General features: G+C 56.5%; 14 protein-coding genes. 4 read left to right on the top strand and 10 right to left on the bottom strand.

The features are described 5' to 3' along the window. Nucleotide 1: 1 nt before the first annotated feature. A complete protein-coding gene (locus AZH53_RS10785; RefSeq protein WP_319643529.1) occupies nt 2-484 on the bottom strand; it encodes a cation:proton antiporter regulatory subunit in 483 nt (160 codons plus the stop codon). Nucleotides 485-598: 114 nt separating this feature from the next. Between AZH53_RS10785 and AZH53_RS10780 the strand changes: the two genes are divergently transcribed. Further along, complete coding sequence (locus AZH53_RS10780) at nt 599-1,291, top strand: hypothetical protein (RefSeq protein WP_319643528.1); 693 nt, start codon at nt 599-601, stop codon at nt 1,289-1,291. A 69-nt stretch (nt 1,292-1,360) separates the two neighbouring features. Here AZH53_RS10780 and AZH53_RS10775 read toward each other — a convergent pair whose 3' ends face one another. After that, complete coding sequence (locus AZH53_RS10775) at nt 1,361-2,545, bottom strand: TIGR04083 family peptide-modifying radical SAM enzyme (protein WP_319643527.1); 1,185 nt, start codon at nt 2,543-2,545, stop codon at nt 1,361-1,363. Nucleotides 2,546-2,756: 211 nt separating this feature from the next. Between AZH53_RS10775 and AZH53_RS10770 the strand changes: the two genes are divergently transcribed. Further along, nucleotides 2,757-3,824, top strand: a complete 1,068-nt coding sequence (locus tag AZH53_RS10770) for a cache domain-containing protein (RefSeq protein ID WP_319643526.1) — start codon at nt 2,757-2,759, stop codon at nt 3,822-3,824. A gap of 114 nt (nt 3,825-3,938) precedes the next feature. Here the strand turns inward: AZH53_RS10770 and AZH53_RS10765 are convergent, their stop codons facing one another. Both AZH53_RS10765 and AZH53_RS10760 read right to left on the bottom strand, forming a co-directional pair. Next, a complete protein-coding gene (locus tag AZH53_RS10765) occupies nt 3,939-5,450 on the bottom strand; it encodes a transporter substrate-binding domain-containing protein (RefSeq protein ID WP_319643525.1) in 1,512 nt (503 codons plus the stop codon). A gap of 178 nt (nt 5,451-5,628) precedes the next feature. Beyond that, nucleotides 5,629-7,116 carry a pyridoxal phosphate-dependent decarboxylase family protein gene (locus tag AZH53_RS10760; protein WP_319643524.1) on the bottom strand — a complete coding sequence of 496 codons (1,488 nt, stop codon included), beginning with the start codon at nt 7,114-7,116 and terminating at the stop codon, nt 5,629-5,631. 220 nt (nt 7,117-7,336) lie between these two features. Here AZH53_RS10760 and AZH53_RS10755 point away from each other — a divergent pair, with 220 nt between their 5' ends. Continuing rightward, the gene (locus AZH53_RS10755) at nt 7,337-8,857 is read left to right on the top strand and encodes a hypothetical protein (protein WP_319643523.1); all 1,521 of its coding nucleotides are present in this window, start codon (nt 7,337-7,339) and stop codon (nt 8,855-8,857) included. Nucleotides 8,858-9,077: 220 nt separating this feature from the next. On the opposite strand, the gene AZH53_RS10750 is transcribed toward AZH53_RS10755, so the two are convergent. The 3 genes from AZH53_RS10750 to AZH53_RS10740 form a co-directional block, all read right to left on the bottom strand. Continuing rightward, on the bottom strand, nt 9,078-9,482 hold the full coding sequence (locus AZH53_RS10750) for a cupin domain-containing protein (protein WP_319643522.1): 405 nt from the start codon (nt 9,480-9,482) through the stop codon (nt 9,078-9,080). Between the two features lie 285 nt (nt 9,483-9,767). After that, nucleotides 9,768-10,223 (bottom strand): nucleoside deaminase, encoded by a 456-nt coding sequence (locus AZH53_RS10745; protein WP_319643521.1) that lies wholly within the window; start codon nt 10,221-10,223, stop codon nt 9,768-9,770. A 130-nt stretch (nt 10,224-10,353) separates the two neighbouring features. Beyond that, a complete protein-coding gene (locus AZH53_RS10740; protein ID WP_319643520.1) occupies nt 10,354-10,989 on the bottom strand; it encodes a hypothetical protein in 636 nt (211 codons plus the stop codon). A 186-nt stretch (nt 10,990-11,175) separates the two neighbouring features. Between AZH53_RS10740 and AZH53_RS10735 the strand changes: the two genes are divergently transcribed. Further along, nucleotides 11,176-11,475, top strand: a complete 300-nt coding sequence (locus AZH53_RS10735) for an MBL fold metallo-hydrolase (protein WP_319643519.1) — start codon at nt 11,176-11,178, stop codon at nt 11,473-11,475. On the opposite strand, the gene AZH53_RS10730 is transcribed toward AZH53_RS10735, so the two are convergent. The 3 genes from AZH53_RS10730 to AZH53_RS10720 are packed head-to-tail and all read right to left on the bottom strand — an operon-like array spanning nt 11,452 to nt 13,813. Then, a complete protein-coding gene (locus AZH53_RS10730) occupies nt 11,452-12,111 on the bottom strand; it encodes an ABC transporter permease (RefSeq protein ID WP_319643518.1) in 660 nt (219 codons plus the stop codon). The two genes, AZH53_RS10735 and AZH53_RS10730, sit on opposite strands and share 24 nt — an antisense overlap. Next, nucleotides 12,108-12,752, bottom strand: a complete 645-nt coding sequence (locus tag AZH53_RS10725; RefSeq protein ID WP_319643517.1) for an ABC transporter permease — start codon at nt 12,750-12,752, stop codon at nt 12,108-12,110. The genes AZH53_RS10730 and AZH53_RS10725 overlap by 4 nt, the downstream gene beginning before the upstream one ends. 14 nt (nt 12,753-12,766) lie before the next feature. After that, nucleotides 12,767-13,813: an ABC transporter ATP-binding protein gene (locus tag AZH53_RS10720; protein ID WP_319643516.1), complete on the bottom strand. Its 1,047-nt coding sequence runs from the start codon at nt 13,811-13,813 to the stop codon at nt 12,767-12,769. Between the last annotated feature and the right edge of the window lie 58 nt (nt 13,814-13,871).

Here is a 13,871-nt window from a genome sequence, read left to right as displayed (position 1 = left end):
GTTACCCAAGGATATCCTTTTCAAAGCGCTTGATCTGATCCGCTTCACCGATCACGACGACCGCATCCCCCGCCTCAAAGATGAACGAGGGACGGGGATTGACCGTGTTCTCCCCCTCGCGGGAGACGGCAAGGACGGTCACCCCCGTCTTTGAGCGGATATCCATCTCACCGATGCTCTTCCCGGAGAGGGATTTTCCTATGATATAGGTATGCACGCTGATCCTCAGATCGGCAAGGGCCGAGAAGGCAATCTCCACCCCTTCCTGCTCCGCCTCGATGATCGCCCCCGTGAGCACATTCCCCAGCCGACGTGCCTCCATCGCGGTCAGTTCGGCAGAGGAGCACCCGGTGCGGGCTCCACTGCAGGTATACATCTGGACTTTGCCGTTTTGCATATAGACGACCGATATTATATCCCCGTCGTCGGTCTCGAGCTCATACTTCGTCCCGATCCCCGGGAGGCTGAGATGGTGAAAGTCCATGCAGGATTACTCATCGTATGAGATATTTAATGTAGAGGGCATGATTACCATTCATTACAGGGATTTTGACCGACATTCGGAAAAACCGGGCGTCATCCTGCCGGAGGCACTGTTTTGAAACACCACGACAAACCACTCAAAATCGCCGATATCGCCCGCAAAACCGGGATCAGTGAAGAGGAAGCAAGAGATATCACCCGGAGACACCCGAAGGAGATCCCCTCCAGACGCCTGGGACGGATCAAGGTGTTCCCTGAACAGGCAGTCGAGGCTGTTCGACGCATTGCTGAGAAGGAGACCGCGGCTGATGACGGGAGTGAGAACGAACCTCAAAGGAAGGGAGCACCGGCAGGAGCGAACGGGAGAAGCGATTCCCGCCTCGGTGCAATCGCCCAGCAGCGTCAAGAGGAGCGGAAACGCGAACGGGCATCTTCTCCCGGTCCGTCATCTTCAGCGGTGCAGGGTGCCCCCTATCACCTTATTGAGAAAGTTGCGTTGCAGGAGAAGCAGATCCAGCGGATATTTGCACGGCTTGAGGAGGCGGAGAACCGGCACCTCAAGACGGCCACCACCATGGAGGAGCGGATCGCTCTTCTCGAGCGACAGGTCGAAGCTCTCCGGGAACAGAACCGTATCACCGGTGAATGGATACGATATGTCGATGGACGGCTCGATGAGATGGCAGCGGCGGACCGGAGCATCGCTGAGACAACCAATGCGTGGGCATCCTATACCGAATCAGAACTGGCTCTCCTGAAACGGTCATTCTCCGAACGGCTGCTGGACCGGTTCCGGCACAAACAATGAAAAATTGATAATTATATTGCGGCCTTTATCCCGGCCATATCGTCATTTTAACCCGGAGAATCCGCCCCTTCACCGGAACACAATCCGGTGAATGAGCGACATCACACCCGGCGTTGCCTTCGGCCCCGAACGCCCGGGATGACCGCCCCTGCCCATTCCCATCGGCATCCCCATTCCCATGCCGGGGGGAGATGCGAACATCTCCGTGTTCATCCGGTCGGTGATCTCGTCGAAGATCCGCCGGTACGCAACGCAGTGGGGATCCACCTCCTTCACCTCACCGCCGGTGGGAGTGATGGCATTGTACGGACAGCCTCCGCGGCAGTAGTTGATGTGCCTGCAGTCGGCGCAGGCGGTGTCGACGAACTCCCTGAACGCGAACATCCGTTTCCATGCAGCGGACCGGGCAAGATCATCCATCGTCGGGTGGTCGGCGACATGGCCCATCACCCATTCCGGCATCCCGACGAAGCGGTAACAGGGGTAGATGCCGCCATCCGGCCCGACCGCAAAGGTGCTTCCCATGCAGTCGGCGAAGGTGCAGACGCTCCCGTGCCGGGTAAAGACACACCGGCAGAGATCGTTGATGTTCATCACCTCCATGTCGTCGAGGTGTTCAAGTGCGGTATCGAGAAGGTAGACCAGAAGCTCCCCGTACTTCTCGGGGGGAAGCGCCCACTGCTCGGGTTCGCTGCTCCGAAGCGACGGCAGGGCAGGGTGCAGCTTGAGGGGGAACCCGTTCTTCCGGAAGAAATCGACGATCTCGTCCCTGCGCTCGAACGAGGCCGTGGTGAAGGTGCAGATGAACCGGACCTCGAGGCCATGCTCGCGGGCGATGTCATATCCCCGCATCGTCTTCTCAAAATACCCCGTGCCCCGCTGGGAATCGTTGAGGTCTTTCGGCCCGTCGATGCTTGATCCGATGGGGACATGGTATGCCGCAAGGGCCTCCGCCATCTCGGGTGTCATCCGCCAGAGATTCGTCTGGAGGGCAAAATCCGGCGTCAGGTGAGAGAGGCCCCCGGCAAGCAGGGGGAGCGCCTCGCGGTAAAACGCGGGGCCTGCGAGGAGTGGTTCTCCCCCGTGAAAGGTGAAGGTGACGGGTTCGTCCTTGAAATCCTTGAGCCATTCGACGATCTCTTTCACCGTCTCGATGCTCATGACGGGGGAGCCCTCCTCCGAACTCCAGCAGTAGCTGCAGTTCGCCGGGCATCCCAGCGTCGGGACGATCATCACGTGAAAAGGATTTTTCATAAGTCTGTGTTTTTGAGTTTCTTGGGGAGCCTATTGAAGGTTTTCTTCATGCATCGCCAGTGCCTGTCCCAAAGATCCCCGGAAGACAATGAAAAGGAGCAAACCGGGGATGTTTCTGTCGAAAACTGCATTTCGTCCCGCCCGAAAACGAAAACACCCCTCTGAACTGCCCACCACTCGGTCTTATATAGTGTCAGCCGGATTCCAATACATGAGATCACAATCGATCACGCTTGTCATCCTCCTCGCAGTTGTGATCGCCGGGTGCGGCTGTACCGATACCGGGGCACCTCCGCGGGAAGAGGATGCGGCAACCACGGAAGCGGCAACTGCCACTCCATCATCATCATCATCTCCGGAAGGACCGACATCAATTATCCGGAACTCCGACGACTCTTCGCCGGGTTTTGCGGATGCTGCAATCACACCGGATGATCTGGCCTCCTTTGTCTGGAATGCCTCGGACTACGCGGGTCGTGTAGGGCAGGAGGCATCCCTCGCTGAATTCTCACGACAGGAAGGCACATTCTCCCATGGGAACCTGTATATCTATGCCTATGACTACAACTGCACCCTCCTTGCCCATCCCTACCAGGCGGAGGTTGTCGGCACCGACCGTTCGGGCTGGACCGATGCACGGGGACTCCCGCTCATCCGGATAAGTGCGGCCACCGCTTCGGCCGGAGGGGGGTTCAACGCATACCTCTACCCATCGCCGGAAGGAGGAATCATCGATGAGAAGGCGCTGGATACCTATGAACCGAAGATCGGCTACGTCGCTCCGGTGGGAGATGACTGGTGGATCGGATCGGGGATCTACTTCTCGGACATGATGCCCGAAGGAGCCGTGCGGCCCGAGGTCATATCGGATATGATCGGGCTTGTGGAGGACGCCGCCGCCTACGGCCGCGAGGAGGGGTCCGGGATAGCATTTGCGGAGATATCAAACAGGTCAGGGATGTTTGTCGACGGCGTCGGTCACTATATCTATGCGTATGACTACAACGGCACCCTCCTTGCCCACCCGTATCTGCCGGAGACGATCGGGTCCAATCTGATGGAGAACCGCGATTCGTTTGGTATGGAAAATATCCGGGCCCTGTGCGATACGGCACGCTCGGGGGGCGGGTATGTGGTCTTTATCTGGCCGAACCCCGACAGTGAGAACCGGGAGGAGTTTAAGATCGGGTATGTCCTTCCGGTGGATGAGGACTGGTGGGTCGGCTCCGGGGTGTACCTGAGCGAGATCACGGGGGAGGAGACGGTCCTCCCCTCCTGATCAGGCGGTTTTTCCTGTAGCGGTGTTCCGGGATGTGGATCCCTGTATTCGATTTTGCATCCAATGACGATTCATATAAAAAATGGGGGAGGTCGGGTTGCTATCGTTGTGTTTTTAGGACGTTGGCCATGCGACCACAAACCGCCAGCCTGTCATCGGGTCAGACGTGAACCTGGCTATATAGTGCACGCCTCCATCGTCATACGCCACGGTGCCGGAATCCTGTGTCGTAATCCTGTCGATTGCCTTCCCGAACGAGGTGTCGGGCCCTATCGTGGAAATATCCTCGGTTATCTTCTCCTTGTCCGAATGGAGGGCAAACCGGTTCTCCGTATCGATCGCGTAGAAGATGAACGGTTCCGGCACCTCCTCCCGGAGGGTATCGCTCAGCATATCCAGGTACACCGATGCCCCCAGCACACCCCTAACACCCTCCGTATTTTTGATTGGGACTGCCACAATGGCGGCATTTTCGCCGGTTGCATAGCTCTCAACAACAGTTCCCACGACTACGTTGCCGGCAAGAACTTCCGGGAAATAGGACCGGCCCTTCAGGTTGGCGCTGGCAAGGCCGTCAGCGATGGTATAATATGAACCGTCCGGAAGGGCATACCACAGAAGGGCATCGGGCTCATTTTCTTCAAGAACAGCCAGCAGCGGCCGGATTTTCTGCCATTCGCCGGATTGCGCCTCTTCAGTGACAGCAAGCACCTCAAACGGCCGGAGGATGGCCCTCAGTTGTCCATCCGTTTCCGCAGTCATGATCTCCAGCGCAAGGTCGGCCAGAGTTTTCTCCGATACCAGAACCACCGTCGGTGCGGACGGAAGTATCCCGTATTTCCCGCTGATTGCATCGAACGTCCCGTCCTCTTTCATTGCATCAAGAGCGCCCTGCCACTCCGCAATCACACTGTCGGGCGTGTCGGTGCTGAATGCGATATACATCGGAACCGTCCGTACCGTGTAGACGGCTTCAAGGGCGGATGAATCAATCCCTTCCCTGCGTGCAATATCCCCTGCATTCGCGCTGCTCCCGAACCAAAGGTCTGTTGTTCCTGCCATCAGGCTGCGGAGACATTCAGCATCGCTATTGCAGGTTGCGATATTGTCAAATTGGTTTTCCAGCAGGAACAAGTGGCGGGAGTCGTCTTTCACCACACCGATACGCCCGGCCTTTCTGGCCGCTTCAAGGCTCTTTATTTGAATGCCGGAATCCTTTCGTGCATAGAGCGTCTGGTCAAACGCCACGATTGGTCCGACCCATTTGAAGAGATCTTCGCGCTCATCACTCCGGCCGGTTGAATACAGGGCCACCCGTGGCCCGGCAAGGGCAAGGGTGTACCCTTCGCTCCACGGCAGGATCTCGATATCAGCCCTCTGGTTCAGCCGTTCGAGAATCCCGTTTACCACTTCTGTTGACAGGCCGGTGGCCTTCCCGTCTGCACCTGCATAATTCAGCGGTGGAAATTCCTCCGTGATGATACGAAGGTCAGCATCCGGTGCCGGGCCGGCGCCCGTTGCACCCTCCCCCATATCCGCCGCGGGCTCCTGCGTAGAACACCCGCATGCGAGAATAAGAACGAACAAGAGACATACTATGCCGATACAATGCCTTGCATTCTTCATTGACATCCCATCCTAAAAAGAACAATTGGTATGGGAGATCATACCACAGCAATTATATAATGGTAACTGGAATCTCCTTTTTTTGTGGGAGGCCCGGTTCCGCACCATGGATCGGATCTAATTAAAAAATGGTGACGGATAGGGCGCCGATCATGAAATTCATCCCCAAGTCAGAATTTTATACTCGTGATCCGGCCAGCTCATCGCCGATCCGGATGACTTCCCGTACGAGAAGATCGAAGTCCTCCCGCCGGCTGCGGTGATTGGCAATGCCGACGTGGAGGAATATCCTCTCCCCGAGGGTGACCGTTGAAGCGACCGCACTCCCCCGCTCCTGGAGTTCGGTCTCGATCTGCTTGTTCAGCTCGTCGAGCGTGGCATCGTCCCAATCAGGCCGGATGTAGCGGAAGTTGACGATATTCAGCGAAACCGGCAACGCCAGCTCAAGTTCGGGGGCGCCTTCAATCAACCCTGCAAGATAATGCGCCTGGTCGATATTCTGCTGTATCAGTCGCCCGTACCTGGCGGTGCCGTGCTCCTTGATCGTCATCCATGCCTTGAGTGCATGAAATCCTCGCGAGAGCTCAAAACCATAATCAGAGATCCAGGGCACGTCAACACCGGTCAACCCCCGGTCCCCTTCCCCGTGGGCGAGATACGTCGTGGAGAGCGAGAACGTGCGGCGCTGCTCGTCGGCGCTCCTGACAAGGACACAGCCGATGGGGTACTGCAAATACATCCACTTATGCAGGTCAAATGCCAGTGAATCGGCACGCTCCATCCCCGCGACGAGATGGCGGTACCGGGGAGCGATGGCGGTCCACGCACCGCACGCACCGTCGACATGGAACCAGCAGTTCTCCTCTACGCAGATATCTGCGAGTGCATTGAGATCGTCGATGGCGGCGGTGTTGGTCGTCCCGGCGCACCCCACAATGCAGATGGGAAGATACCCGTTTGCGCGGTCTTTCGCGATGGCCGCTTTCAGCGCCATAAGATCGATCTGCAGGGACTCGTTCACGGGGATCCGTCGCAGTGCATCGCTCCCGAAGCCGAGCAGTTCCACCGCCTTCTGGATAGAGGAATGTGCTTCATCGGAACAGTAGAGGGTCATCTGCTGCGGTGCGTTCTGCATGCCCCTCGTCCGTACATCGAACCCGGCCTTAACATTCCGCGCAACGGAGAGGCCGATCAGGTTTGAAGCCGAGCAGCCGCTGGTAATAAGGCCTCCGGCATCCCGAGGATATCCGAGAAGCTCCTTGCACCAGTCGAGAACCTGCAGCTCCACATAGTTGTTGCTGAGGTAGGAAAACGATCCGCTGATGGCATCCGTTGAGGATGCCAGCAGCTCTGCAAACATACCCATCACGGTTCCGGGTCCCGCGACCCATCCCCAGAACCTCGGATGGCTGTTGCCAATCTGGTAGGGGAGAATGTACCGGACATACTCGCGGTAGACCTCTTCGGCGGGTTCGGGGTCCGGCGGCGGGGAGGCGTCAAAGTGCGCCTTCACCTGCGGGGGCGCATGCTGCCATACAGGACGATCCCGCAGTGTCTCGAGATAGTCCATCGCATCATCCAGAATCTGGTGGCCAAGGGCACGCATGGACTCCCATTCTTCCGGATCCAGTGTTTCTTCATACCGCTCTTCGATCTGTTTGTTCATGGTAATCCGCCCCGAGAAATATTGACAGATATCTCTGCCTGAAAGCAGCCTCGCGACATACATCAATCGTATATATTGTCCCTATGGATACCGTGGCTTATAAAAGAAGTGCCGGGGAGACGATATCGCCCCCAGCCGGACGCTCTCCGTCATCCGGTCCGGTATACCACCAAAGTATTATTATTTTCCAGGTAATAGTGCCCCGGTGAGGTGAATTTATTTGAGACGATTTCTATTGCTTGGCCTCATTGTGGCCATGGTCATAAGCCCTGCCCTTGCAGAGTATGAGGAAGCAGGTGATGTAGAGGCTTTCCGCCTGGCTCTGGAAGAGGATGGCTTCATCGTGCAGGAAGGTGAGTTGGGGTTCTTCGATTTCATTCAGCTTTATGAGAAAGGAGTGCTGCCTTCCGTTTATGGTAACAATCCCTCCACGAAATACCTGGGATATTTCGTTCCGCCTGCCCCGGGGTACGAATTGGACCCACAATTTGTGGAGATAGCAGCAGCGCTCAACATGAGCGGAAACGCATCGTCATTCTGGAACCTCGGCCCCGATGAGGCCGTCGTTTTCGTCGGAAGGACACCGCCGGAGTGCCGGTACTTCAGCTTTGATCACTACCTCATGAGCAGGACGAACGACGGCGAGGCCCAGTGGATCTTTTCCAACATCGCCGATACCGTGAACAACCTGGTCATCAACACGGGCGGGGCACCGGGGAAAAGACTGGGGAATAGTGTAGTTGCAACAAAGAGCAACCAGGGCTGGGCGGCGGGAGAGCCGTTCAACCAGACGACGATGATCGTCTCAACGGCAGACCGGGGGATCGATGAGCGCATCCGCGCCGCCGCCAGGTCGGCAGGGTACTCCGAGGGCATCATGAACACACAGGTATTCCCCTCGTCCATACTGAGGATGGGGCTTGAAGACGACTCCGATACGTTCGCCATATTCATTCGCCCGGCTCTCTTCACGGACATGCAGGCGGGCGACGAGTACATCAACAACACCCCGGCAACCGTCTTCCGGGTGACGCCCACCACAGCGACGGACCCGGATCCGTATGGCTATCCGGTGCTGCGAGTCCGGGGAACAGGGCAGACGGAGTTTGACCTGACGGACGATCTCAATGAACTCAGGAGCGCAATCCTCGAGCGATACGGTTACCAGAACGCCATGGAACTGCCGACGGCCCCGACGGTCCCGGTAGGGAGTGAGGCCATCCAGCGAGGAATCGACGCCATCGGCCCGACCAACGATGCCGTGTACTTATGGACCGCAGATCAGACAGCAGCGTCACCGACGCCACCCTTCTTTGACACCATGCAGTTCTTTGAATTCCTGCGAGATCCGTGGATCACCCTCGAGGACGATACGGGTGAGTTCTTCATCGTCTACGGGGTCAACCATGCCGCCACCGGCAAGGCGACGTACACGAGCTTCTCCCTGTATGGAGCAGACATCTGGAACGGCATCGGATCGATCACCGACGCTGATTACACCGGAAGTGCCGCGGAATACCTTCCCGGCAATCCAAATGCGAAATACCTGTATGCCTATAAGGTAGCCAGGGACTGCGACGGCGATGATTACTGCTTTGAGGTCCCCTTCGGTGTCGGAGGCTACGGCATTGAGCTGGATCAGCCGATTTTCATTGTATGGAGGGTGTACCTGGAGGAAGCTACACAGACCGGACCTTCCTATGCAGAGGTCGTGTATGATCGGGCCATAAAGTTCGGTTAGACCCTGCGGGGGCCTGTCCGAGATAGCCAATCAAGGCTCGCACAGGCATCGCAGGCCCTCAACCCCCCCATTTTTGCCATCACGAAAAAACGGTGGGCTCGCTGCGATGTGAACGGTGGATCGCCGGTGTGAAGACTCGCATCACGCCATCGAAGTGACCTGCCCACTCGTGACGGCCATGTACTGCAAAGGGGGGATGATGATCATCATCCGGTACATCTCAGGGTGCAGGAACGGGGACCACGAGGAACATGGCATATCCATCTCCCGTGTTTTTCGTCACATGACCCTTGCCCGAGGTGTCTTCCAGCAGGATCAGATCCCCGGGACCCAAGCGCCTGATTGTCCCGTCCGTCGTTTCCACCTCCACCTCACCGGACAGGAGGGCCAGGAACTGGCGGGTGGGGGCCGGATGGAGTTCGCCGATCCAGCCGGGCTCAAAGGTATAGAAGCGATACTTTGATGCGGCTCTGTCCTCGGAGATATAGAACGGGGCGGCGGGCGGGGCACCTTGCGCGAGGCTCTGTCCGACTGTGACAACATCAAGGTGAGAGTCACCCTGCGAGTCCGCATATATTCGGTAATATGTCACCTGTGTGAGAGTGGGGGAAGCTGTCGGAGTCATATTTCTATCCCTCGGTGTGATATACTGGTGGGATGGATCCCATCACAATTACACCGGACGGTGGTTGGATAAAAACATTCCGGCTGACCAGGATGGGGTACGGGGGGGCTTCGAAGCCTTACAAATCATGTCATCCTTTGTGCTGGATCCGGGACTTCAGAACAGGGAAATAAGCAGAGAAAAAGGTTGAGAAAATTAAAAAAAACAGAGTTCCTGATTAATTTTTTTGGAGATGGTCAATTTGCGCAACAATGAAGGACTATCCTGAAACAATGGGTAATCCCTCTATTCTTCTCCAATATCCTCGTTCCACAATTCGGGATTGGCGGCGATGAATTCACGCATCAACCCTACGCACTCCTCATCGTCCATGATGATCAGTTCGACACCACGGGAGCGGAGATACTCCTCCGGACCCTGAAACGTCCGGTTTTCCCCGATGACCACCTTGGGAATGTTATAGAGAAGGACCGCACCGCTGCACATATCACACGGGGAGAGGGTCGAATACAGCACCGCACGGCGGTAGTCCGCTGCCCTCAGCCGGCCTGCATTCTCCAGGCAGTCCATCTCGGCATGGAGGACTGCGCTCCCGTTCTGCACCCTGCGATTGTGCCCTCTGCCGACAATCCGGCCATCGATCACCAGTACCGCACCGATGGGAATGCCACCTTCGGCCAGTCCCATTCTGGCCTCCTCGATCGCCGCCTGCATGAATGCATCCTTTGCCAAGGCTTCCATGCAGAGTGAATGGGTGGGGGGATGTTGAATGTTGCGTTTCTGAGGTGTGCTTTCCCCATCGGCATGCAGGGTTTTGCCGGCCATCAGGGATAATCGGGCGTGTGGGGGACGATGCCAGGGTCCGGTATCCCTATTCTCCCTCCGTTCGATCCCCGTTACGGCTGAATACCATCGCAATGAGGAAAAATACAAAAATCGAGACCACTGCGTAGCCGATAATTCCAATATTGCGGACACCCATGTCAGCAAGGGGTACGCCAACCAACCCTGCAAGACTCAATACTCCACTCACGATCATGAGGGCCCGGACAGTTCGTTCCAGGCGGCCCACCCGGAAGACAGGGGCGGCACAAAGCATGGCGAGGGCAAAGAATATGTCCCATGCAAGGATATCCAGCGTATACACCACCGATGGCCACGTAAACGAGAAGAAGAGTGAAACCCACGGGAATCCTGCAGATTCAATCAGATGGCGTACAGTCAGGATAACAAAGTGGACGGAGCAGGTGATGGCCGCCATAATGCTCATAAATGCCAGGGCCGAAAGACTGAAGATTCCGGCCTCCGGCGCGGCATATGCATGGACGGCGACCATGACGACGACCATCAGGGGTGCGATGATGATAATTAGCGATTCCATGAGAGAAAAATAAGGATCGCCGATCGGGTCCAGGGGCGATGCGAGCGAGAGAAGTCCAAGGGTCAGCGTAATCAGGTATGCGATCAAAAGGACCGATACCGCCGCGGCAGCAGTTCTTCCGACCATTTGATGGCTTTTCGTGAAACCTTCCCGTATCATTCTCCAACCTCTTTTTCACCGTTGCTGATAACGGGGATCTCCCTCGTATTTATCCCTTCCTTCGAGACGACGCGATACCCGGCACTTCCCTTGTCGGATAATGCCCCATGGAGAGAAGGGTTAAATAAGATTTTGAGGAGTAAGCAGTTGAATATGAAAATCACCATCATTTATGACAATACTGCTTTTCGAAAGGATCTCCGGGCAGACTGGGGTTTTTCCGCGTTGGTGGAAGTTGAAAATGCTCCAAAAATATTGTTCGATACCGGGGCAGATTGGAGTATTCTGCTCGGGAACATGGAAAAAATGGAAATTGATCCGGCCTCAATAGATGAAGTATTCATTTCGCATGCCCATCATGACCATACCGGAGGGATTTCAGCTCTTATTGACATTAATAAAAAAGGCCGATGGGCATCAAAACATATCTCACTGATGTCGGCCTCGATCTGAATGACTGCCTGATACAAACCATATCCCCGATGCATTTCGGAGCGGCAGAGGAGTAAGCTGGTATTCAAGGCGGGAGAGGCAGAAATCGGTGATTAGGGTGATCGCAATGGCAGGAAGGATCCCAAGGAGAATTTCAGGGACATAGAACCTTGCCAGGCCCCTCAGCACAACCACCCCAAGACCGCCGCTCCCGATGAAAACCGTGATAATTGCCACACCGTTGGCGATGATGGAGGAGAATTTCACTCCCGAAAAAATGGCATGCAGTGAAAGGGGGATTCTCACCCTCGTTACAGTCTCGGTCCAGGTCAGTCCGATGCCTGCTGCAGCATCGACAACATCAGGGTCAACTGAAGAGATACCTGCATACGTATTCCTGACAACTGGGAGGAGGGTGCTAATAAAGATCACCAGCACAGAGGGAACAAAACCGATACCCACGAGGGGCACCATGAATGCAACGAGTGCAAAAACCGGGATTGCCTGGCCGATTGCGGTAATGGTTGAGACGACTGCCCCTGCCGGGCGGGAACGGAGTGAGAGCACTGCTAGCGGTATGCCAGTGGCGACAGCCAGGGCAAGCCCGCTGTAGGCAAGGGTGATGTGGACGAGTACTGCCTGGGTAAGAACAGTCATTCCATACCCCCATACCGTGTAGACACGTACCTACTGATGCCCCATGCAACCCCGTCCATGCTCACCGCAAGAAACGTCACCCAGCAGCCTGTCACCAGGATCAGGAGATCATTTCCCGTGGTTATCCCGGTCTGGAGAGGAGCCCCAAGCCCTCCTGCACCGATAATGCCGCCGAGAGTCACGACTCCCATGCAAAATATCACAGCTATCCGCACTCCTGCGAAAATGAGGGGGAGGGCAAGCGGAAACCGTATATAGCAGATGGTCTCCCGTTCAGTCAGGCCTACTGCTTGTGCAGTTTCGATATAGTGGGGACTTGCCCCCCCAAGGCCGGCAGTGGTATTCCGGGCGACCGGCAGGAGCGAATACAGCACAGCAGCGCTCACAGTCGGCGGAACGCCAATCCCGACAACCGGGATGAGGAGGATAAGGAGGGCAATATCCGGAATCATCTCGATGATGGTGAGCACGGTTATGCCGGCAAAGCGGGCATTCGTCGAAGAAAAAAATACGATCCCGAGGACGATTCCAACAGTGACCGTTACGATAAACGAGACCGCAAACATTTCCAGGTGCTGCACGGTCCGGAGGCCAAGGTCGTAGGCCTGCCAGACTTCTCCAACCAGTGCCAGTATATCCACGGATAGCCACCTGGTTACAACAGTTGTCTCACGATCTCATCCATGACAACCAGACCGATAACCCTGCCCTGCTCGAAGATGAGAGCGGTTGATGCCCCCTGCCGTTTCATGGCCGATAAAACATCCAGGGCGTTCGCGGACGAATTAAAGACCGGAATTTTTCTTAAAAGCTCCCCGAGCGGGATGTCAGGCACTGGCGCTGCAAGGAGATCCTGGGGAAAGATGATCCCTTCCGGAGTCCCTCCCTGCCCTGCCAGGAGATATTCCGCCTGCGATGCAACCATCGCCTTCCGGGCATCCCCGGCACGGAGACTTGCGTCCAGGATACGGGAAGGATCAACCGGGATCATCAGTGACTTCGCCTTCAGATGGTCAAGGTATCGCATCTTTGGCTCGACCCCGATCAATGAGGCAACTTCTGGTGAGCCCGGGTCCATGATGAGGTCTTCTGGTGTTCCCACCCGGATAAGCCGTCCCCCTGCCACCACCCCTACCCGGTCACCGAGACGGAAGGCTTCCCCCACATCATGGGTGACGAACAGGATGGTCTTATTCACGTGCGCCTTAATCCCGAGAAACTCTTCCTGGAGCTGCTGGCGGAGCACGGGATCGAGAGCACCGAACGGCTCGTCCATGAGAAGCAGCGGTGGATCCATGGCCAGCGAACGGGCGAGACCTACCCGCTGCTGCTGGCCACCGGAGAGTTCCCGTGGGTAGCGGTCCATGAACAGTTCGGGAGAAAGTTTCACCAGGGAAAGGAGCTGCCGTATACGGTCCTGCAGGGCCCTTTCAGGCATTCCTTCCAGGGCCGGGACAAGCCCGATATTGCCCGCCACCGTCATGTGCGGAAAGAGTCCGATCTGCTGGATCACATAGCCTGTTTTCCGACGGAGTCCGACTGGGTCGAGGCTCTGGATGTCGACACCATTGATCAGGATTCTCCCCTCGTCAGGCTCCACCATGCGGTTGATCATCCTGAGCATGGTGGTCTTGCCGCTTCCGGAGGGACCGATCAGCACGAAGAGTTCACTGGGATGGACCTCCAGGTTGAGGTTGTCCACCGCAGTGATCGTGCCAAACCGTTTTGTGACCTGCTCGAACCTGATGCTGGCAGAGCCT

This window comes from Methanovulcanius yangii, assembly GCF_018687785.1.
GTDB classification, from domain to species: Archaea; Halobacteriota; Methanomicrobia; order Methanomicrobiales; family Methanomicrobiaceae; genus Methanovulcanius; species Methanovulcanius yangii.
Note: the sequence above shows the minus strand (reverse complement) of the source record. Positions and strands in the feature narration are given on the sequence as shown.

What these genes read in the sequence shown, in the direction of transcription:
- AZH53_RS10785 (WP_319643529.1), bottom strand. Translation starts at nt 484, where the DNA reads ATGGACTTTCACCATCTCAGCCTCCCGGGGATCGGGACGAAGTATGAG.
- AZH53_RS10775 (WP_319643527.1), bottom strand. Translation starts at nt 2,545, where the DNA reads ATGAAAAATCCTTTTCACGTGATGATCGTCCCGACGCTGGGATGCCCG.
- AZH53_RS10770 (WP_319643526.1), top strand. Translation starts at nt 2,757, where the DNA reads ATGAGATCACAATCGATCACGCTTGTCATCCTCCTCGCAGTTGTGATC.
- AZH53_RS10765 (WP_319643525.1), bottom strand. Translation starts at nt 5,450, where the DNA reads ATGAAGAATGCAAGGCATTGTATCGGCATAGTATGTCTCTTGTTCGTT.
- AZH53_RS10760 (WP_319643524.1), bottom strand. Translation starts at nt 7,116, where the DNA reads ATGAACAAACAGATCGAAGAGCGGTATGAAGAAACACTGGATCCGGAA.
- AZH53_RS10750 (WP_319643522.1), bottom strand. Translation starts at nt 9,482, where the DNA reads ATGACTCCGACAGCTTCCCCCACTCTCACACAGGTGACATATTACCGA.
- AZH53_RS10745 (WP_319643521.1), bottom strand. Translation starts at nt 10,223, where the DNA reads ATGGAAGCCTTGGCAAAGGATGCATTCATGCAGGCGGCGATCGAGGAG.
- AZH53_RS10740 (WP_319643520.1), bottom strand. Translation starts at nt 10,989, where the DNA reads ATGGTCGGAAGAACTGCTGCCGCGGCGGTATCGGTCCTTTTGATCGCA.
- AZH53_RS10735 (WP_319643519.1), top strand. Translation starts at nt 11,176, where the DNA reads ATGAAAATCACCATCATTTATGACAATACTGCTTTTCGAAAGGATCTC.
- AZH53_RS10730 (WP_319643518.1), bottom strand. Translation starts at nt 12,111, where the DNA reads ATGACTGTTCTTACCCAGGCAGTACTCGTCCACATCACCCTTGCCTAC.